Below are 21,089 nucleotides of genomic sequence, written 5' to 3' on the forward strand. Positions count from 1 at the left end.
CTAAAATGTTTTCCACCGGACAATTGATATTTGCAGGCTTCTTCGTGGTGGCCTTTATAATAGTGATGATCTTCAGTTATCGCAAAGACATCAGGCTACACAGAAAATATTACAAGGGAAGCCTGTATGTTCTTATAGGCTTTATCGTATTCATTTTATTGCTGTTCCTTATAAAAAGCCAGCTGAACCATTAGTCAGCATAGGAATTAACCTACATTGAATGACCTAAAATAATTATATTAGCGTAAACTAATTCTAACCAACAATGAAAATCCTTAAATACCTTCTATTTCTTATACTCATATTTATCATCGGGGCCTCTATCTATATAGCCACAAAAGATGGCAATTTCCAGGTTGAGCAACAAGAATTAATCGCCGCTCCCCAAGAAGTTGTTTTTAACGAGGTGAATAACCTAACAAGCTGGGAAAAATGGGAACCCTGGTCCAGGGAAACCGATGATATGATCGTTAATTACGGAGAAAAGACCAGTGGTAATGGTGCCATGTATTCCTGGAGAAGTGAGAAAATGGGAAATGGAAAAATCATTACCCAGGAAGTAAAACCTTTTTCAAGCATAGACCAGGAGATCGTTTTTGAAACTCCTTTTGGCGAATCCAGGAGTGATGTCTACTGGACTTTTGAGAAACAGGGTGACAGCACTTTGGTAACCTGGGGAATGAAAGGCGAACAAAGCTTTATGGAAAAGGCCGCTTTCACTTTTCAGGATCAAAGCCTCAGCGAAATGATGCAGCCTATGTTCCAGAAGGGTCTTAACAATCTGGAAGAAGAAATTATTGAAAAGATGGAAGCCTATTCTATCAATATCGAAGGTGTAACTCAGCATGGAGGTGGGTATTATATGTATGTAACTACAGCCAGCAACATAAGCCAGGTACAGGAACGAATGAATGATATGGTCGCCCAGGTAGATCAATATATGACAACCAACAATATCGAAAAATCTGGGAATCCGTTCGTGTTATATAACCAGTGGAACGAAGATGCCGGCACCGCTATTTACTCTGTAGGTTTTTTCACCCCAAGTGAAGTGGTAACTCCGGCCGACAGCAAGGTGCTTAATGGCTACCTTCCAAACCAAAGAACCCTGAAGGTTAGCTTAAAAGGTAATTACAAAAATCTTGAGGAGGCATATAACACCGCCTACAATTATATTTCTGAAAACGGGTTAACGGCTAATCCAAACGCTCAGCCTTTTGAAGTATATGTTACCAACCCTGATAACAGTTCAAATCCAGCCGAGTGGGTAACCAATATTTATATTCCAATTATGCCGGAAAGCAGCCTGTAATGATCAAAAACCTAATTCTTGTATTCATAGGTGGTGGCCTGGGCAGTAGCCTAAGGTACCTGATTGGCCGGTATTTGAATGCAGAAAGCCTTATTCCCTACGGTACCTTCCTGGTAAATGTCCTGGGAAGTCTATTGATCGGGATCATCCTGGGCTGGTCCCTAAAAAATGATTCCCTTAATTCTCCTTTGAACTTTATCCTTGGAATAGGTTTTTGTGGCGGATTTACCACTTTTTCCAGTTTTTCATTCGAAAATTATTCGCTTCTGAAAACAGGAGATTACTGGGCATTTAGCCTTTATTTTTTCGGAAGCCTTTTTCTGGGAATTATGGCCGTTCTAACTGGAATCCTCATTTCCAAATTGATCCCATGACAGGATAATATATTATTCTTAATTTAAAACTTATTTATTAAGCACCCTAATTTTTTAGGGGTGTTTTTTATTAAAACAATATTTATTAAGCATTGACCTATGTTTTTATATAGGTATTAGTCTATTTTTTTATTTTTATCACACAAAATTGAATTATGAAGAAAATTGAAGCAATCATTCGAAAATCTGAATTCGATGAGACCAAGGAAGCCCTTCACGAGATAGGGGTAACCTTTTTTAGCTACTGGGACGTTACCGGCGTTGGAAACGAAAAGGTAGGACATGTTTACCGGGGAGTGAGTTACAGCACCTCAGACATTCAAAGGCGTTATCTCTCTATAGTGGTTAACGACGACTTTGCCGAAAAAACCATTCAAACCCTCCTCAGGGCAGCTCATACCGGAAAAGTTGGGGACGGCAAGATCTTCGTTTCAACCATAGATGAAGCTTACCGTATAAGAACCCGTGAAAGAGGTTCAGATTCACTTATTTAATCAAAAAAAGCTACAGAAAGATGGAAGGAATGTTAACGATCAATAATGTATGGATGATGATCTGTACGGCGCTGGTTTTCTTTATGCACCTTGGATTTGCCTTGCTTGAAATTGGCTTGACCAGGCAAAAGAACACCATAAATATACTGTTCAAGAACCTTTTCATAATCACTACTGGCCTGCTCCTCTACTGCCTGGTTGGATTTAACCTTATGTATCCCGGGGAATTCAACGGCTTTTTTGGCTTTGCCGGTTTTGGACTTGACAGTCCAATGTTGAATGGTGGACTGGACCTAAGTTATAATGAAGGCTATTCCTACTGGACCGATTTTCTTTTCCAGGGAATGTTTGCTGCCACGGCTGCTACCATCGTTTCTGGAGCGGTCGCCGAGCGCATGAAACTCCAAAGCTTCTTTATTTTTGTGATACTGTATGTAGGCATCGTTTATCCCATAGCCGGATCATGGAAATGGGGTGGCGGCTTCCTGGATGAACTGGGATTCTATGATTTCGCCGGTTCCACCCTGGTTCATTCGGTTGGAGGATGGGCGGCTCTGGTAGCTATCTGGCTTCTTGGGGCTAGGATCGGGAAATTCAGGGACGGAAAGATCTATGCCTTTCCCGGCCATAATATGGCTTATGCGACCGCCGGGGTGATCATCCTGTGGCTTGGCTGGTTTGGTTTCAACGGCGGATCAGTGCTCTCAGCCGATCCTGCTGCCACTTCCCTGGTGCTGGTAACCACCTGTCTTGCTGCAGCTGCAGGGGGTATCTCTTCCTTCCTTTTCTCGACTTTTCTTTATAAGAATTATGATATTACTATGTTCCTAAACGGTATACTGGGAGGCCTGGTAGGAATTACTGCCGGAGCCGATGTGATGAGCCCACTTGACGCCATTCTTATTGGTTTGATCGCCGGTGGGATCATCGTTGGTGGTGTTGCGCTTATTGACAGGCTAAGGCTTGATGATCCTGTTGGTGCGGTGACCGTTCACCTTATCTGTGGAATCTGGGGCACCCTGGCCGTTGGTATCTTCGGAAGCCTGGCCGGATGGGACCAGTTCCTGTACCAGTTAATAGGAATAGGTAGTTACGCTGCTATTTGCCTGGTTGGTTCATTCCTGATCTTCTATCCGCTTAAGCTCAGTATAGGACTTAGAGTTTCCTCCCGTGAAGAAACTGATGGACTTGACATTCATGAACACGGAATGGAAGCCTATCCGGATTTCGGCCTGAAACAGCCTTAATTCATATTTTTCGTTGGTTAAACTAAACGGAGCGTGCTAAACGCTCCGTTTTTATTTCTAATAAATTTTGAACGGCTGTAGATAACAGGTGAATAATTCAATTACTTTTGAAGGCTCATCGAACTTTATGAAAAACCTGTTCCATTCATATTTCGAATCTTTTAAAGGTCTTCGAAAGGAGATCTGGCTGCTATCCCTTATCACCTTGATAAACCGGGCCGGCACAATGGTAATCCCCTTCCTGTCTTTATACCTTACTAAAAACAGGGGGTTCAGTCTTGAAGAAGTAGGCTGGATACTTACCTTTTTCGGCCTCGGTTCTGTGACCGGATCCTGGCTGGGAGGAAAATTAACCGATAAGATTGGGCATTACCGAACTATGGTAATAAGCCTGCTCCTGTCTTCAGTCTTCTTTATTCTTTTACAATTCCCATCATCGTTCTGGGCGATCTGCCTGGGGATTTACCTGGTTATGACAGTGGCCGATATATTCAGGCCAGCCGTGTTTGTGGCGATAAGTGCTTACAGCAAACCTGAGAATCGAACAAGATCGATAACCCTCATCAGGCTGGCGATCAATCTTGGTTTTTCAGCAGGACCGGCCATTGGCGGACTCATTATCGCTACGGCCGGCTACAGCGGACTTTTCTGGGTTGATGGGATTACCTGTTTCCTGGCCGGGATCTTATTGCTGAAGCTTTTACACCCCAAACGCGCAAAGACCGAAATGGAAGATACCTTTATACAGGCTAAATCGGCTATGAGTGACAAACCTTACCTGCTGTTCATTCTGGCAATGGTACTATTCGGCTTTATCTTTATCCAGTATTTTTCTACCATGCCACTGTATTATTCAGAATATCATAAACTGAATGAAATGCAGATCGGGCTTTTGCTAGGACTCAACGGTTTGCTGATCTTCCTTTTTGAAATGCCGCTCATCAAATTCCTGGAAAGCCGAAGGCATACAGCTACCGGTTACCTAATCCTGGGAACCTTTCTCACCGGGATCAGCTTCCTGGCCATCAACCTGAGCGACTGGGCGGGTATCCTGGTTGTGGGAATGCTACTGGTAACTATCGGGGAAATGATTGGTTTTCCCTTTTCGAATTCTTTTGCGCTAAACCGTTCAGATGGTAAGAAGAGAGGATCCTATATGGCGCTTTACAGCATATCCTTTTCGATAAGCCATATTTTTGGTCATAATTCAGGAATGCAGCTTATTAACCGTTTCGGCTATGAGTTCACCTGGTATTTAATGCTTGGTTTTGCTTTACTCGCCTGCCTACTGCTCTTTATTCTGAAGAAGATACTGCTAAGGGAAAATGTTTAATTATCCACCGGAGCTTCAGCTGGAAATTTTGACTCTTCGAGATATTTTTCAATGATAGAATTAAACTCAGGAGTCATTCGAAGGCCTAAGGTACCCTCGATATTGTAAAGTGCTTCCCTGTTAGAATAACCTGTCTTAAGCAAATCTTCCAGGTAAAGCAAGGCTGTTTCAGTATCACCGTCCAGGCTTGCAAGAGAGATTATTTTAAAATAGGCTTCAGGATCTGTTTTATTGATGACAGTTCTTAGCACGGCAATGAACATTTTAGTATCAATTGGAGCCCGTACTTTCATGATCGCGTCGAACTCCCGCCTTGAAATAAAATCCAGGTATCCATGTAGCCTATAGGCCATATTGGACTTAGCTTCGCTGGGATTTTCCTTAAGTTTATCCAGTTCATCCATCTGGTAGGCCCACCAGCCAATATTTTCAAAATTAGCAGACATTATATCGGTACGCATCAGGAATTCATATTCATCCTGCTGCTCCTTTTCATATTGGGTTGCCTGCCTAAATTCCCTTCGCTGTGAATTAAAGTTCCGGGGTGCTTTTACTTCTTTCATCTTTTCCTTGATCTCATCATCGAAACCAAAATCATCGTATTTATCTTCCATGCGCTCCAGTTTTTGATAAGCCGAAAAGTAATTACGGGTACGCCTTAATTTTTCGGCATAGGCCAGTTCTTTTTCAAAAAGATATCTTCGGAATTCCTCATCGGAATTCCTTTTTCCCTGCCTGATGGCCTGAAGTGTAAAGCCGCTCATCGCATTAGAGATCACGTCACTCTCGGGCCACTGGTCTTCCCTGCCTTCGAAATAGTAAACATCTGTTGGAAATCCAAGTTTATCAAAGAACCTGAGATATTCTTCTATCTGGTAAACCATATAATCCTGGTTACCGCCTACTCCAATGAACATATAGGGATTATTCCTGTTTACCATGTCCCTGTTGACAAAGGAGTTCCCAATAGCCATCACCCCGGCTATATCCTTATAGAATATGGGAAGTGCAGAAGCTATCTGTGCGCCTTCTCCCAGTCCTGCAGCGTAGACCAGTTCTGGGTTAACCGAAAATGCAGTCATAACGGTCCTCATCATGCTGGTCGCTGTAGTAAGGATGCTATCTATAGGGCGTTTAGTAAGATCAATATTAGCAGAAGCCACTAAATACCCCTGATTTTCGGCTGCGGGCTGGAACAAACCCGAAACATTTCTACCTCGACCTTTGGGATCAAAAACAAATATTACTGGCCATTGTTTATCTGTAGAATAATTGGAAGGCGCGAAAAGTGAAAAAGTTTCCTTCTCGCTTCCAGGAATGCTCAACGAATCGGTAACCCTACCTTTTGCAATCCTGTACTCCTGGGAAAGAGCAATTGGGCTTATGAAGAATATGACAATTATGGCAGATAGTAGTTTTCTCATGATTTCTTAATAGACCTAAATATAAGAATTGAATTTTTAATAACTCCATAAAAAAACCCACAGGATTAGTCCTGCGGGTCTTTTATCGATAATCTTAAGTTTTTAATTTCCTTTCACTGGCTGGTATTTCACTTTTGGCTTTTCTGGAAAAAACAATTTAGCAATAAGTGAGATAATTAATAAGTCTGCAAAGATCAGGAACATCACTCTAATCACTTCTATCCCATCAAACGACAATCCTGTGAATCCTATCAATCCTGTGATAACTGCTAGAACTAAAAACAACAACGACTTCTTCTTCATAACACGTATTTTTACTTTCTATTTGAAGCAAATTTAAGTACATATTGGTCGTGTCGATCCTAAAGAAATTACAATTAAATCAGATTTAACTAAACGGCAACAAGTTGATAAGCCAGTGTTAATATTAGCAATGGAATACTATCATTTTTAACTTAGCATTATACAGGGCATTAAAAAAAATATTAATCCTTCCATTGCCTTACCGGAGCATCTTCAATAACATCTGATAGAATAATATGCGTTCGCGTCTCACCGTACGTGATCAATTTATCGATGAGCTTTTCCAGGTGAACCTGATCATGCAACACCACCTCCATAATAATATTCTCGTTTCCGGTAATTCGATAACAATTAACGATCTCCTCAAAGTTCTTTACTGTTTCTAGAAATGCCTTTAACCTCCCGGTGAAAGCCCTTAAGTTAATTATGGCACGTAATTGATAGCCCATCTTTTGATGGGAAAGTTTAGTTTGATAACCTTTTATCACTCCGGCATCTTCCATTTTCTTCACCCGCTCTGCGACCGCTGGCGAAGTTAAACCTATCTTCCTGCCAATCTCGGTAAAGGATACCCGTGCATTCTTTTGCAATTCTTCCAGGATAGCCCAGTTTATTTTATCCATATTTTTTAAAGTATACTAAACTAAGATATTTAATTTTTAAAGAAAATTTAAGTATCAACCATAGTTTTTAAATTCATGAAAGTAATATTGGTAGTAAATTAGATAAAAAATTGATCGGGTGAACTATCTTTCCAAATATCGCGGAAACAGACATTCAAATCTTTACGAAAAGGCTCAGGAAATCAGGAATATTTCCCGGAGGATAACCGATTATCTACTTCCAGATATGGAAGCTTTGAATGAATATGGAATGGAGAATAAACAGGTTTATTTTACCGGTGATATTCTCAGGCATTCCAACTCACTTCTTGCCAGTATCGATAAGGCTGAAACCGAAAATTTCCAGGATACGCGAATGAAATATGTCGCCAGCGTCCAGTTGCTAACTGACAGGCTATATAAAACCTGCGAACGCCTTGAAAATTACAATTCTAACGGGAAGGAATTCCTGCAAATATTACGAAGAGAACTTTTGAAGTTTAGAAGACTTCAAAGAATCTGGAAATTAACGATTTAATGATTCTCTTAGAAGAATAAATCTTACAGATCAAGCATAAAACAAACCTCACAGGTCTTGGAGACCTGTGAGGTTTTTTAATGCCAATGAAATTTCGCCTTCCAGAATTATCTATTAAGCAATTAGTTCCAGCAGGGAATTCTTACAATTATCAAAAAACATACTTCTAAAAAAGTAAACCTCACAGGTCTTGGAGACCTGTGAGGTTTTTAAATCCTAATGAAATTTCGCCTTCCAGAATAATCTATTAAGAAATTAGTTACAGCAGGGAGTTTTTCAGTAATAAAAAACATACTTCTAAAAAAAATAAACCTCACAGGTCTTGGAGACCTGTGAGGTTTTTAAATCCCAATGAAATTTTACTTACCAGAGTATTCTATCAAGGAATTAATTCCAGCAGGGAATTCTTACAATTATCAAAAAACATACTTCTAAAAAAAAATAAACCTCACAGGTTTTGGAAACCTGTGAGGTTTTTAAATCCCAATGAAATTTCGCCTTCCAGAATAATCCATTAAGAAATTAGTTCCAGCAGGGAGTTTTTCAGTAATAAAAAACATACTTCTAGAAAAAAGTAAACCTCGCAGGTCTTGGAGACCTGTGAGGTTTTTAAGTTTATAAAGATCCCGATTTCGCTTCGCTCATCGGGATAAGCAGCCTGCACCGCTTTTCATTCATTTCATTCTGAAAAGCGGGCGATCTGCTTACATATTTCTTCTATACTGCCCTCCTACTTCGAAAAGCGCTTTCGTGATCTGCCCCAAAGAACATACCTTGGTAGCTTTCATGAGCTCTTCGAAAAGATTCTCGTTGTTCACCGCCGCTTTCTGGATTCTTTCAAGCGCAGCATCGGCTTTAGACTCTTTAGCTTTATGCAAAGTTTCCAAGGTCTTTATCTGATGTTCCTTTTCTTCTTCGGTGGCTCTAATCACTTCTCCCGGGGTTACTGTTGGTGAACCTTCTGAACTCAGGAAGGTGTTCACTCCCACGATTGGGTAATCACCGCTATGCTTCAAGGTTTCGTAATACAGACTTTCTTCCTGTATCTTTCCTCGCTGGTACATGGTTTCCATGGCTCCAAGCACCCCTCCTCTTTCGGTGATCCTATCAAACTCGGTAAGTACAGCCTCTTCCACAAGGTCGGTTAGCTCCTCAATGATAAAAGATCCCTGTATAGGATTCTCATTCTTGGTAAGCCCTAATTCTTTATTGATGATAAGCTGAATTGCCATGGCCCTTCTTACAGAAGCCTCTGTAGGCGTGGTGATCGCTTCGTCATAAGCATTTGTATGCAGCGAATTACAGTTGTCATAGATTGCATACAGCGCCTGCAGTGTGGTCCTGATATCATTAAAATCGATCTCCTGCGCATGCAATGAACGACCGGAAGTTTGAATATGATATTTCAGCATCTGAGCCCTTGCATTTGCCCCGTATTTATGCTTGAGAGCCTTAGACCAGATTCTTCGGGCCACCCGCCCTATCACCGCATACTCGGGATCCACTCCGTTCGAGAAGAAGAACGAAAGGTTAGGCCCGAATTTATTGATATCCATTCCGCGGCTCAGGTAATATTCCACGTAAGTGAAACCGTTAGCAAGCGTAAAGGCCAGCTGGGTAATAGGATTCGCACCTGCCTCGGCGATATGATAACCAGAAATTGAAACAGAATAGAAGTTCCTTACTTTTTCTTTGATGAAATATTCCTGCACATCTCCCATCAGTCTTAGTGCAAATTCAGTAGAAAAGATACAGGTGTTCTGCGCCTGGTCTTCCTTCAGAATATCTGCCTGAACGGTTCCGCGAACCACGCTAATCGTATCGGCTTTTATCTTTTCATATACATCTTTCGGAAGCACCTGGTCCCCGGTGACTCCAAGCAACATCAGTCCCAGCCCGTTGTTTCCTTCCGGAAGTTCCCCGCGGTACTTAGGCCTGTCGATTCCCTGGTCGTCATAAAGCTCTTTTAGCTTTGCTTCCACCTTATCTTCGAGTCCGTTTTCCTTGATATATTTTTCACAATTCTGATCGATTGCAGCATTCATAAAGAAACCTAGCAGCATGGGTGCAGGACCGTTGATGGTCATACTCACCGAAGTCATCGCGTCGGCCAGGTCGAACCCGGAGTACAACTTCTTCGCATCGTCGAGGCAGCAAATAGAAACCCCTGAGTTCCCTATTTTACCATAGATGTCTGGACGGTGATCAGGATCATTTCCGTAGAGGGTAACCGAGTCAAAAGCAGTGGATAATCGCTTAGCGGGCAGCCCCTGGCTTACATAATGGAAACGGCGGTTGGTTCGTTCTGGTCCTCCTTCCCCGGCGAACATCCTGGTAGGATCTTCTCCAGTTCTTTTAAAAGGATACAATCCAGCTGTATAAGGAAATTCTCCTGGTATATTTTCCTGAAGCAACCAGCCTAGTATATCTCCCCAGGCTTTGTATTTTGGAAGAGCAACCTTTGGGATCTGGGTATGAGAAAGAGATTCGGTATGTGTTTCGATCTTGATCTCCTTATCACGAACCTTGAAACTGTACACGGGCTCCCTGTATTTGGTAACCTTCTCGTTCCAGGCCAGGATCATCTCCCAGTTATAGGGGTCCAGGTCCATTTTGATCTTATCGAATTCGGCGAAAAGCAATTTCAAAAAGTCTCTTTGGGATTCCTCTGCATATTCATAAATTTCATCCTGGTCTATACCATTCTGATCCAAATATCTGGTTTGATCCTTGCCGAATTTCGTTTTAATCCCTGCAACGGTCTCAATTGTTTTATAAATACCATAAAGTTTCTGGGCAACTTCAACCTGGGAATTAGCTTTTTCATCGTAAGACCGGTTGTTTTCGGCAATTTCAGAAAGGTAACGCGTGCGTTTTGGCGGGATCACGAAGATCTTTTCGCTCATCTCTTTTGAAATCTCGAAAGTTGAAGAAAGGCCGGATTCGGTCTTTTCCTCGATCTTATCCATGATGCTTTTGTAAAGCGTATTCATCCCCGGATCATTGAACTGCGATGCAATAGTTCCGAAAACCGGAAGCTTTTCAGCATCTTCATGCCAAAGCTGGTGATTGCGCTGGTACTGTTTTTTCACATCTCTCAGGGCGTCCTGAGCTCCGCGTTTATCAAATTTATTGATGGCAACCAGGTCGGCGAAATCAAGCATATCTATCTTCTCCAGCTGGGTAGCAGCACCAAATTCGGGCGTCATTACATATAGTGAAACATCGGAGTGATCCAGGATCTCCGTATCGCTTTGTCCGATACCCGAGGTTTCCAGAATGATCAGGTCATAGTTGGCGGCCTTTAAAACATCAACAGCTTCAGCAACATACTTTGAGAGCGCCAGGTTTGCCTGCCTGGTTGCAAGCGAACGCATATACACTCTTTCGTGGTTAATGGAGTTCATTCGAATTCGGTCACCTAATAATGCGCCACCAGTTTTTTTCTTGGAAGGGTCTACCGAAATGATTCCGATATGTTTCTCTGGAAAATCCATTAAGAACCTTCTCACCAGCTCATCCACCAGACTTGATTTACCAGAACCGCCGGTACCGGTGATCCCAAGTACAGGTGTATTCTCGATCCTATAATCTTCGGGATGAAATGCCTTAAGAAAGTCTTCTCTTCTATTTTCGGCAAGAGATATCAAACGTGAGATGGTATTCACCTCCTTATTTTTCAGATTCTCCTCAACTTTTTCAGGGTGATCAAGATCAGGAACTTCATTGTCCACGCGCTTGATCATATCGTTGATCATTCCCTGCAATCCCATTTCCCTTCCATCATCTGGAGAATAGATCCTGTCTATTCCATATTCCATCAGTTCTTTGATCTCTTCAGGAAGGATCACTCCACCTCCACCACCAAAGATCTTGATATGAGCAGCACCTTTCTCCTTCAGCAGGTCGTACATATATTTAAAATATTCAATATGTCCACCCTGGTACGAGGTCATCGCAATGGCATGGGCATCCTCCTGGATCGCGCAATTCACTACTTCTTCCACGCTGCGGTCATGACCAAGATGTATCACCTCGACCCCGGTGGCCTGGATGATGCGACGCATGATATTGATGGCAGCATCATGACCATCGAATAGCGATGCAGCCGTTACAATTCTTATTTTATTTTTAGGTTTATACGGACTTTGTTGTTCCATTTTTAATGATGTCTGAAAATTTGCCCTGCAATTTACGAAAATCGCAATGAAAGCTGTGTAAGATATTTCTTAAATACCTATAGTCATACGCCCTTTATTTTAAAGAGATTCACGTGACCTTTACTGCTTTAGCATTTAAATAACTTTTATGGTCTGTTTTTAAAAAACTGACTTTCTATATTTGGAAAAAATCGAACATGAAAAAAGTTTCAGCCCTTATTGCCATATTTCTTTTTACCAGTTGTGCAAAGTTACAGCAAATTGCCACCCAGTTTCCCAACTCGGGTTATGGAGTGAGCGAATCGGAGATCAATTCCGGGCTTAAACAGGCTCTTGAATTCGGAATTGAAAAAGAGGTGACCAAACTGGCCGAGGAAAATGGTTATTTTGCCAATGAACTGGTGAGGATAGGACTGCCTCCTGAACTTCAGAAGGTAGATAAAACCCTGCGAGATGTAGGTCTTGACGCGCTTGCAGATGAAGGCCTGAAAGTTTTGAACCGCGCCGCAGAAGATGCCGTAAGCGAAGCCATCCCTGTATTCGCTTCCGCAGTTCAGGAAATCACCTTTACCGATGCGAGGAATATTCTGCTTGGGAATGAAACGGCAGCTACCAGTTATCTTAATTCTAAAACCGAACAGGAACTATATAACCGGTTCAACCCCATCATTAGTAGTTCCCTGGATAAGGTAGGAGCCACAAAGGTATGGAGCAATATTATTCAAAAGTATAATTCGCTTCCCATTACCTCGAGCGTAAATCCCGATCTGCCAGATTATGTAACCAACGAAGCCCTGAACGGAGTTTACCTGATGATCGCCAAGGAGGAAAAAGAGATCAGGAACAATATTTCGGCCAGAACAACCTCGTTATTACAGCGTGTTTTTGCAATTCAGGACCAGCCAAGCCGGTAAAAATCCAATTTTTTAACAGTTTAAGCCTATTTAGGCAGAAGTTTTAAAACAAGCTTAACTGCTTATTACCAATTTCTAAGCTTTAAGCTTATTAGTTTTGAAACGATGTAGAATGAAAGATGTTGTAAGAAACTTTTAACCTGTATGTTTAGAATATCCGAAAATAAAACGAAAGAGGAGCGTTTATGCGAGAAGTATAGCAGATTGATGGAGCGTTCCTACAAACTTGCACTTACTGATAAGAGCAAAAGCGACCAGCTAAATCAACGAGCCAGGAATATCCTGGAAGAGCTGCAAAAAATGGATTCTCAGCGCATCGATTCCTGATGCATTTGAGTGAAATAATCGAAAGCTGCCAGTAAGCGGCTGCCATACCAGCTGAAAAACTCACCATCTACTACCAGAACCTTTTTCCCGAAGGCTTCAAATTCCTTTTTATGTTCTTCTTTAAACGGAAATGGCTCTGAGCTCAATAAAATGAGGTCAGGTTGTATCCTTTCTAATTCTTCAAAATCTGTTTCGGGATAACGTGTCTTTTGAAAAACATTTTCGAACCCGTTCAATTTCAGCATTGAATCGATAAATGTTCCTTTTCCGGCAACCATTAACGGATCTTTCCAGATAAAATAAGCAACTCTCTTTACTTCCTTATTTTCGATCTTATCTTTAAACGCCCGGGCTTTTTTCTGAACAGACCGGCTTAGGGTATTCGCAAATGCTGAACACTCAAAAATCTTTCCGTATTGTTCGATCAATTCGCAGGTAGAGTGGATATCATTCACATCTGAAACATGCACCGGAGCAACCTGTTCAAGGGCGTCCACCATTTCTACGGTATTCTCTTCTTTATTGCATAAGATAATATCGGGTTTCAAATTCTGAACCTTTCGAAGGTTGACCTTCTTGGTCCCTCCAACCCGAACCTTGGTTTTTTTGAGATGCGCCGGGTGAACACAAAAGTGAGTAATGCCCACCAGTTGTTCCTCGAGGCCAAGATCGACGATCAATTCGGTCTGGCTGGGGACAAGGGATACAATTCGTCTGGGAGCTTGCCTAAGTTCGATCGTCCTGTTAAGCTGATCCCTGAATTTCATAAAAGTGTCTTATAATTTTTCCAGTTCCTGCGCCATTTGTTTCTGAAGGGCTTCAGCCTTGGCTCCTGCTATTTCAGCGAAATTGGAAGAATCTGAAGCATAGATGATCTTACGCGACGAATTCACCAGCAGGCCAACATTTTTGGTCATCCCGTATTTGCATACTTCCTCCAGGCTTCCTCCCTGGGCACCAACGCCAGGAACCAAAAGGAAACTCTCGGGAATGAGCTTTCTTATTTCCCCTAGAAATTCAGCCTTGGTGGCACCAACCACATACATCAGGTTTTTAGCGTTCTTCCAGTTTTTAGAGGTTTTCATGACTTTTCGGTAAAGTTCCTCGCCATCGGTTTCCAGGGTTTGGAAATCAAAAGCGCCTTCATTGGAAGTCAAAGCCAGCAAAATGGTGTGCTTGTTGGTAAACTCAAGAAAAGGCTCAACCGAATCCTTACCCATATAAGGCGCCACGGTAACCGAATCAAAGCCAAGGTCATTAAAAAATGCCTTCGCATACATCCTGGAAGTATTACCTATGTCGCCGCGTTTAGCGTCTGCGATCGTGTAAATCTCGGGATACTCGGTATGTAAATAATCTATGGTTTTCTTCAGTGCCTTCCAGCCATCAATCCCAACCGCCTCGTAAAAAGCGATATTAGGCTTGTAGGCCACACAAAACTCATGGGTCGCATCAATAATAGCCTTGTTAAAGCTGAACACAGGATCTTCTTCTGAAAGTAAGTAAGTTGGGATCCTATCCGGGTCGGTGTCAAGACCAACACATAGAAAGGATTTTTTTTTAAAAATCTGTTCAGTAAGTTCCTGTGACGTCATTTCCTAGAATTCAGTATTCAGTAATTAGTATTGAGTATTGAGAAGTCAGACCTTAAAGGTTATCACTTTAAAGCATATCTGAATTCTCCTTGAGCTTTTCGGTATTTTCAGCCAGTTGCAGCTCGTCTATGATCTTCTGAATATCACCATTCACGATATTGGATAGATCATAAAGTGTAAGATTGATACGATGATCGGTCACCCTTCCCTGCGGATAGTTGTAAGTACGAATTTTGGCACTTCGGTCTCCACTGGATACCATCGAATTACGTTTGGCGGCATCGGCCTCCTGCTTCTTGGCTAGTTCCATTTCGTATAACCTGGAACGAAGTACTCTGAATGCTTTTTCCTTGTTCTTATGCTGGGATTTCTGGTCCTGGCATTGAGCCACCAAACCAGTTGGCTCGTGAGTTAAACGAACGGCTGAATAGGTTGTATTCACCGACTGCCCTCCGGGTCCTGAAGAACAGAAGTAATCTATTCTTACATCTTTCGGGTCGATCTCCACGTCGAACTCTTCGGCTTCAGGCAATACCATCACGGTTGCAGCTGAAGTGTGTACACGGCCCTGGGTCTCGGTTTGAGGTACCCGTTGCACGCGATGCACCCCGGCTTCGAATTTCATGGTTCCGTAAACCTCCTCGCCGGTCACTTCAAAGATCATTTCCTTAAAACCACCGCTGGTGCCTTCACTAAAGTCAACGATATTATGCTTCCAGCCCCTGCTTTCCACATACTTGGTGTACATACGGTACAAATCACCGGCAAAGATACTCGCCTCGTCACCCCCTGTTCCCGCGCGAATCTCCATCACCACATTCTTCGCATCTTCAGGGTCTTTTGGAATAAGCATCAACCTGATCTTTTCTTCTAATTCGGGTAATTGAGATTTTGCCTCTTCAAGCTGAAGTTTGGCCATTTCGGTCATTTCTGGATCACTCCCGTCTGCGATGATCTCTTCGGCTTCCTTTATATTTTCGGTGAGGCTCACATAAGTTTCGCGCTCATCCATAAGGGCCTTCAGGTCCTTATATTCCTTGTTTAATTCAATATATCGCTTCTGGTCTGAGATCACATCCGGCTGAATAATCAAATCGTTCACCTCATCAAACCGCTGCTTTACGATATTAAGTCTCTCTAACATATATGTTTGCTGAATTTTGAGCAAATTTACGATAATTTGAATGAAATGTAAGAGAAAGTCTAAAGCCTTTCCAGCCCTGCAACCGCCTGGTGTTTTTCGCTTAAAGCAGAAAATTTTACCAGTCCCATGATGGCCAGGATATAGAAAAACCTGTCTGCAAAATAGAATTGTTGAAAATCCAGGTAATAGGCAATGAATGAGCTGATATCAGAAAAAACCAGGCAAAGTGTGGCCAATGTAAAGTAAAAAGATTTCCTGCTGGAATAACGGTTAGAATAAGAAATCGCCGCGATCACCATTCCCATCATAGATAAACCATACAGGTAAAAAAGGAAGTCCATACCCTTGTACCTAAATGCAGCCGGAACCATATCAACAAGCAGGATGAGCATGCCGAAATTAAGACCGAATACAGTTAGAAAAATGATTTTCTGGAAAAGGTTTACCTGAAGCTTTTTCAGTTCTGGAGCCACTAAAATAATCAACATGACATAGGCCGAAATCCTGGTTAAAAAGGTCATGGCATTGAATAGATCATATTCATAATAAAACAGTAGAATATCCGCCAGGATAAACAGGCTAAAGGCAGTAAAAAGGCTTCTATCCCTGTTTCCGTAAAAAAGAAGCATTGAAAGAATACAGGTAGTACTTATTAATCTGGCCCACCGGCTGTACTCCAGGTCCATCTGTAAAATTATCATGAAATTTAGGAGTACCAGAATGATCCCGGTTACCGAAAAGCTAATTTTTGAAGACATTATTTTTTGATTGGTTACAAAACTTACGTAAAAAAGCAGGTTGTGGTTTTACGAATAGAAATTTCAGAATGAGCCAACTATTCGATAATTTTCATAAATTCAGGTTCTATGCATTTTTTAAGCGCACTTACTCTAAAGTCAAGGCTGAGCTTCCTTTTTTACAGGAAAATACTCGTGGCCATGGCGATCCTCACCGCTTTGATCGCTTTGACAGGATCGCCATTTGAGGTCATCTGGATCATGAAAATTGTACTAATTGGACTGGTTTTGCTTTCCTATGAATACGTAGACAAACAAGATAACCTGGTTTTCTACAAGAATTTCGGGATCACACCGGTTTTCCTCTTTGCGTTTTGCTGTTTTGCTGACAGCATCTTGAGCCTTTTAATTTTCAAAACTGTACGCAGTTTATTATGACCTTTGAACTTGATAATGTTGAATTAAGCTATAATGGCAGGAAGATCCTTTACGGGGTTTATGTAAAGGCCGAAAAAGGTCAAATTACGGGTATCTTAGGTTCTAATGGTTGTGGAAAGACCAGTTTGCTTCGAATCTTCTTCGGAAACCTTAACTGCAATAATAAATTAGTACGAATCGATGGAAAAGGAACCCTGGAGAAGCTTTATAGAAAAAGAAAGATCAGATTTTTACCTCAGGGAGATCTCCTCCCGGAGAACATAGATTTGAGAAAATTATTCGGAATATACAGGGTTTCCTGGAATAATTTCCTGCAGCATTTTGAAGAATTCAGAAAATATGGTCTTCACCGAATCAAGGAACTTTCAGGTGGCGAACAGCGACTAGTGGCCATCTGGCTCAGCCTGAAATCGGAGTCTGATCTTGTATTGCTTGATGAACCCTTTTCGCATTTATCTCCAAAATATATAGAGATCATCAAACGCGAGCTTTTCAAGGAAAAGATTAAAAAAGCGATCGTAATTACCGATCATCTTTACGAGGAGATCCTGGAAATGAGTGACCATATGTATCTAATCCAGAACGGTTGTTCCAGGCCTGTGAACTCCCGGAAAGACCTGAAAGAATTTGGATACATTAACTAGTATTCGAATTCCCCGTGCCTGCTTTTAATGCTGAGCTTTTTAGCTCCGGAAGCTTCTACCTTGCCAATAATTTGAGCATCTACATCAAATGACCTTGAAATAGAAATGATCTCATCGGCGATGCTTTCATCTACATACAGTTCCATACGATGCCCCATATTAAAAACCTGGTACATCTCTTTCCAGTCGGTTTTGCTTTCTTCCTGAATGAGTTTAAAAAGTGGCGGAGTATCAAATAGATTGTCCTTAATAACATGGTTCTTATCGATAAAGTGAAGGATCTTGGTTTGAGCACCTCCACTGCAATGCACCATTCCGTCTATTTTATCATTGCCAATTTCTTTGAGAATCTTTTTGATGATCGGGGCATAGGTCCTGGTTGGAGAAAGCACCAGTTTCCCGGCGTCGAGCGGACTGTTCTCCACTGTATCAGTAAGCTCCCTGGTTCCGGAATAGATTAATTCTTCCGGGATCGAGCTATCAAAACTTTCGGGATACTTCTCAGCGAGTATCTTTGAAAATACGTCATGCCGCGCAGAGGTGAGTCCGTTGCTTCCCATTCCGCCGTTATATTCCTTTTCATAACTCGCCTGGCCAAAAGAAGCAAGACCCACGATCACATTTCCGGGTTTGATATTGGCATTGTCGATCACATCTTTTTTAGCCAATCTGGCTGTCACTGTTGAATCCACAATAATGGTTCGCACCAGGTCACCAACATCGGCTGTTTCTCCCCCGGTGGAATGTATCTCCACACCAAATTCCTTTAATTCTGAAATAAGTTCTTCTGTTCCATTAATGATTGCAGAAATAACTTCACCTGGGATTAGGTTCTTGTTTCTTCCAATGGTGGAAGAAAGCAGGATATTATCAGTAGCGCCCACACATAGCAGGTCGTCTATATTCATGATAAGGGCGTCCTGGGCGATGCCTTTCCAAACCGAAAGATCCCCGGTTTCCTTCCAGTACATATAAGCAAGTGAGGATTTGGTACCGGCGCCATCGGCGTGCATGATCAAACAGTGATCCTCGCTTCCGGTTAAATGATCTGGTACGATCTTGCAAAATGCCTTCGGAAAAAGGCCTTTATCCACATTTTTGATCGCATTGTGCACATCTTCCTTACCGGCTGAAACACCTCTTCCTGAATATCGCTTGCTTACTTCCTTGCTCATGACTTTTTGTTAGAGACCTCAAAGATAAAACCTTTAAAGAGTTCTGGTAAATAATCGAATGATTTTAAAAGAAAAAAGCCACGCTTTACAGCGCGGCTTTAGAATTATTTTTAATTGAATATCCACTTATCTTGTGAATAACAACTCTCTGTACTTAGCCAAAGGCCATAGTTCGTCATCAACAAGAAGTTCCAGTTTATCACAGTGGTACCTGATCTCGTCGAAGTAAGGCTTAACATCATCACAATATGCAAATGCTTTCTTCTCGGCATCTTCGATCTTATTGGCCACTTTCCTGGCTTCGATCATCGCGTTCACATTCGAGTTGATCTTAGCAATATGAGCTGAAATGCTTTCGATGATCTCCAGTTGCTCTTTTGCATGTCTTGCAAAATCATCGGCATAGATATCTTTCAATCCGCGAACGTTCTTGATAAGGATGTTCTGATACCTGATCGCTGTTGGGATAATGTGATTGCGAGCGATATCTCCAAGCACACGCCCTTCGATCTGGATTCTCATTGCATACTCCTCCAGTTCGATCTCGTGACGAGCCTCGATCTCGGTTTCGTTCATTACCTCAAGATCCTTGAAAAGCTTGATGGTCTCTTTACTTACCTGGGCTTTCAATGCCTGAGGAGTTGTACGGTTGTTGCTGAGTCCACGTTTTTTCGCTTCTTTTTCCCATGCTTCTCCATATCCATCTCCTTCGAAACGGATCTTCTTGGACTTCTTGATATATTCTCTAAGAACATTGAAGATAGCATCATCTTTCTTCATTTTCTTGCTCTTGATAAGCTTATCTACCTCGACCTTGAATTCCTTCAGCTGCTTGGCAACTATCGAGTTCAATACGGTCATGGCATTTGCACAGTTCGCCAAAGAACCTACCGCACGGAATTCAAATTTATTCCCGGTAAAAGCGAATGGAGAGGTCCTGTTCCTGTCAGTATTATCAAGCAGGATCTCAGGGATCTTACCAACTACGTTCAACTTTAGTTCTGTCTTTTCCTGTGGAGAAAGTTTACCATCAGTAACTTTTTCCAGTTCATCAAGAACCTTGGTCAACTGAGAACCAATGAATACTGAAAGGATCGCTGGTGGAGCCTCGTTCGCACCTAGACGGTGATCGTTAGATGCACTGGCAATAGCAGCTCTTAGCAGTTCTTCATGATCATAAACAGCCTTGATAGTGTTTACGAAAAAGGTAAGGAACTGAAGGTTTTTCATTGGAGTTGATCCCGGTGAAAGCAGGTTAGTACCTGTATCTGTCGCAAGGGACCAGTTATTATGTTTACCACTACCGTTGATCCCGGCAAATGGCTTTTCGTGCATTAGCACGGCAAGATTATGTCTTTCACCAACTTTCTTCATCACATCCATGATCAAAGAGTTGTGGTCTACCGCAAGGTTGGCCTCTTCAAAGATCGGCGCAAGCTCGAACTGGTTTGGTGCTACCTCGTTATGACGTGTCTTAACAGGAATTCCCAGTTTCATACATTCGATCTCCAGATCCATCATAAATGCTATTGCTCTTGAAGGGATAGATCCAAAATAATGATCGTCCAGCTGCTGGCCCTTAGCCGGAGAATGACCCAGCAGGGTTCTTCCGGTTAGCGTGATATCAGGTCTTGAAGCAACAAGAGCCGAATCGATCAAGAAATATTCCTGCTCCCACCCAAGGGTCGCATTCACTTTCTTAACATTTTTATCAAAATATTTGGCTACATCGGTGGCTGCATGATCAACCGCCTGAAGCGCTCTTAATAATGGTGTCTTGTTATCTAGTGCCTCACCTGTGTAGGACACGAAAATGGTTGGGATACAAAGAGTGGTTCCCCATATGAAAGCAGGAGAAGTAGGATCCCAGGCTGTATATCCACGAGCCTCAAAAGTGTTTCTTATTCCTCCACTAGGAAAACTGGAAGCATCAGGCTCCTGCTGTACCAATTGCCCTCCACCAAATTTTTCGATGGCAAGACCTTCGCCTAAAGGCTCGAAAAAGGAATCATGCTTTTCAGCAGTTGTACCAGTTAACGGCTGGAACCAATGAGTGTAGTGAGTTACTCCTTTAGAGATCGCCCATTCCTTCATCCCGGTAGAAATATGATCAGCTACATTCCGGTCTATTTTCTTCCCGGTACGCATTGCTTCGGTCACATTCTGGTAGGCCTCCTTGGTAAGAAACTGTCTCATTACAGTTTCATTGAATACATTGGTAGAAAAAATTTCAGACCTTCTTGCAGGTTCTTCAATTTTTAACGGCTTTCGATTTAGGGTTTCTTTTAATGCTTGAAATCGTAATGTTCCCATAAAGAATATTTAAGT

General features: G+C 42.1%; 21 protein-coding genes. 11 read left to right on the top strand and 10 right to left on the bottom strand.

The genetic code is table 11. The features are described 5' to 3' along the window. Window positions 1-5 precede the first annotated feature (5 nt). The 6 genes from MKO06_RS00515 to MKO06_RS00540 all read left to right on the top strand — a co-directional run bounded on the left by MKO06_RS00515 (window position 6) and on the right by MKO06_RS00540 (window position 4,760). On the top strand, window positions 6-194 hold the full coding sequence (locus tag MKO06_RS00515) for a hypothetical protein (protein ID WP_241550382.1): 189 nt from the start codon (window positions 6-8) through the stop codon (window positions 192-194). Between the two features lie 71 nt (window positions 195-265). Then, the gene (locus MKO06_RS00520) at window positions 266-1,312 is read left to right on the top strand and encodes an SRPBCC family protein (RefSeq protein ID WP_241550383.1); all 1,047 of its coding nucleotides are present in this window, start codon (window positions 266-268) and stop codon (window positions 1,310-1,312) included. Then, the gene (gene crcB, locus MKO06_RS00525) at window positions 1,312-1,686 is read left to right on the top strand and encodes a fluoride efflux transporter CrcB (RefSeq protein ID WP_279345921.1); all 375 of its coding nucleotides are present in this window, start codon (window positions 1,312-1,314) and stop codon (window positions 1,684-1,686) included. Before MKO06_RS00520 ends, crcB begins: the two co-directional genes overlap by 1 nt. 155 nt (window positions 1,687-1,841) lie before the next feature. Next, complete coding sequence (locus MKO06_RS00530) at window positions 1,842-2,180, top strand: P-II family nitrogen regulator (RefSeq protein WP_241550384.1); 339 nt, start codon at window positions 1,842-1,844, stop codon at window positions 2,178-2,180. A gap of 20 nt (window positions 2,181-2,200) precedes the next feature. Then, entirely contained in the window at window positions 2,201-3,427 is a 1,227-nt protein-coding gene (locus MKO06_RS00535) for an ammonium transporter (protein ID WP_241550385.1), read from the top strand. A gap of 127 nt (window positions 3,428-3,554) precedes the next feature. Continuing rightward, on the top strand, window positions 3,555-4,760 hold the full coding sequence (locus tag MKO06_RS00540) for an MDR family MFS transporter (protein ID WP_241550386.1): 1,206 nt from the start codon (window positions 3,555-3,557) through the stop codon (window positions 4,758-4,760). On the opposite strand, the gene MKO06_RS00545 is transcribed toward MKO06_RS00540, so the two are convergent. From MKO06_RS00545 to MKO06_RS00555, 3 genes are all read right to left on the bottom strand, one after another. After that, the gene (locus tag MKO06_RS00545; protein WP_241550387.1) at window positions 4,757-6,184 is read right to left on the bottom strand and encodes a hypothetical protein; all 1,428 of its coding nucleotides are present in this window, start codon (window positions 6,182-6,184) and stop codon (window positions 4,757-4,759) included. The two genes, MKO06_RS00540 and MKO06_RS00545, sit on opposite strands and share 4 nt — an antisense overlap. A 102-nt stretch (window positions 6,185-6,286) precedes the next feature. Then, window positions 6,287-6,487 carry a DUF1328 domain-containing protein gene (locus MKO06_RS00550; protein ID WP_241550388.1) on the bottom strand — a complete coding sequence of 67 codons (201 nt, stop codon included), beginning with the start codon at window positions 6,485-6,487 and terminating at the stop codon, window positions 6,287-6,289. Between the two features lie 182 nt (window positions 6,488-6,669). Then, window positions 6,670-7,110: an Lrp/AsnC family transcriptional regulator gene (locus tag MKO06_RS00555; RefSeq protein WP_241550389.1), complete on the bottom strand. Its 441-nt coding sequence runs from the start codon at window positions 7,108-7,110 to the stop codon at window positions 6,670-6,672. 118 nt (window positions 7,111-7,228) lie between these two features. Here MKO06_RS00555 and MKO06_RS00560 point away from each other — a divergent pair, with 118 nt between their 5' ends. Then, entirely contained in the window at window positions 7,229-7,627 is a 399-nt protein-coding gene (locus MKO06_RS00560; RefSeq protein WP_241550390.1) for a hypothetical protein, read from the top strand. Between the two features lie 704 nt (window positions 7,628-8,331). Here MKO06_RS00560 and MKO06_RS00565 read toward each other — a convergent pair. Continuing rightward, window positions 8,332-11,787, bottom strand: coding sequence for a methylmalonyl-CoA mutase family protein (locus MKO06_RS00565; RefSeq protein ID WP_241550391.1), 3,456 nt, complete (start codon window positions 11,785-11,787; stop codon window positions 8,332-8,334). A gap of 197 nt (window positions 11,788-11,984) precedes the next feature. Between MKO06_RS00565 and MKO06_RS00570 the strand changes: the two genes are divergently transcribed. Then, entirely contained in the window at window positions 11,985-12,701 is a 717-nt protein-coding gene (locus MKO06_RS00570; RefSeq protein ID WP_241550392.1) for a DUF4197 domain-containing protein, read from the top strand. 144 nt (window positions 12,702-12,845) lie between these two features. Continuing rightward, window positions 12,846-13,028, top strand: coding sequence for a Lacal_2735 family protein (locus tag MKO06_RS00575; protein WP_241550393.1), 183 nt, complete (start codon window positions 12,846-12,848; stop codon window positions 13,026-13,028). Here MKO06_RS00575 and MKO06_RS00580 read toward each other — a convergent pair. From MKO06_RS00580 to MKO06_RS00595, 4 genes are all read right to left on the bottom strand, one after another. Further along, window positions 13,010-13,795, bottom strand: coding sequence for an ABC transporter substrate-binding protein (locus tag MKO06_RS00580; protein WP_241550394.1), 786 nt, complete (start codon window positions 13,793-13,795; stop codon window positions 13,010-13,012). The two genes, MKO06_RS00575 and MKO06_RS00580, sit on opposite strands and share 19 nt — an antisense overlap. Before the next feature lie 9 nt (window positions 13,796-13,804). Beyond that, window positions 13,805-14,623 carry an orotidine-5'-phosphate decarboxylase gene (pyrF, locus tag MKO06_RS00585; RefSeq protein WP_241550395.1) on the bottom strand — a complete coding sequence of 273 codons (819 nt, stop codon included), beginning with the start codon at window positions 14,621-14,623 and terminating at the stop codon, window positions 13,805-13,807. A gap of 67 nt (window positions 14,624-14,690) precedes the next feature. Beyond that, window positions 14,691-15,767 (bottom strand): peptide chain release factor 1, encoded by a 1,077-nt coding sequence (gene prfA / locus MKO06_RS00590; protein WP_241550396.1) that lies wholly within the window; start codon window positions 15,765-15,767, stop codon window positions 14,691-14,693. A gap of 59 nt (window positions 15,768-15,826) precedes the next feature. Further along, window positions 15,827-16,525 carry a hypothetical protein gene (locus MKO06_RS00595; protein ID WP_241550397.1) on the bottom strand — a complete coding sequence of 233 codons (699 nt, stop codon included), beginning with the start codon at window positions 16,523-16,525 and terminating at the stop codon, window positions 15,827-15,829. Window positions 16,526-16,633: 108 nt separating this feature from the next. Here MKO06_RS00595 and MKO06_RS00600 point away from each other — a divergent pair, with 108 nt between their 5' ends. Then, entirely contained in the window at window positions 16,634-16,942 is a 309-nt protein-coding gene (locus tag MKO06_RS00600; RefSeq protein ID WP_241550398.1) for a hypothetical protein, read from the top strand. Beyond that, window positions 16,939-17,586: an ATP-binding cassette domain-containing protein gene (locus MKO06_RS00605; RefSeq protein WP_241550399.1), complete on the top strand. Its 648-nt coding sequence runs from the start codon at window positions 16,939-16,941 to the stop codon at window positions 17,584-17,586. The genes MKO06_RS00600 and MKO06_RS00605 overlap by 4 nt, the downstream gene beginning before the upstream one ends. Here MKO06_RS00605 and MKO06_RS00610 read toward each other — a convergent pair. Together MKO06_RS00610 and MKO06_RS00615 are read right to left on the bottom strand one after the other, a co-directional pair. Beyond that, window positions 17,583-18,761: an AIR synthase related protein gene (locus tag MKO06_RS00610; protein WP_241550400.1), complete on the bottom strand. Its 1,179-nt coding sequence runs from the start codon at window positions 18,759-18,761 to the stop codon at window positions 17,583-17,585. The two genes, MKO06_RS00605 and MKO06_RS00610, sit on opposite strands and share 4 nt — an antisense overlap. A 126-nt stretch (window positions 18,762-18,887) precedes the next feature. Further along, entirely contained in the window at window positions 18,888-21,074 is a 2,187-nt protein-coding gene (locus MKO06_RS00615; RefSeq protein WP_241550401.1) for a glutamine synthetase III family protein, read from the bottom strand. Between the last annotated feature and the right edge of the window lie 15 nt (window positions 21,075-21,089).

Source organism: Christiangramia oceanisediminis, from assembly GCF_022570735.2.
Taxonomy (GTDB): domain Bacteria; phylum Bacteroidota; class Bacteroidia; order Flavobacteriales; family Flavobacteriaceae; genus Christiangramia; species Christiangramia oceanisediminis.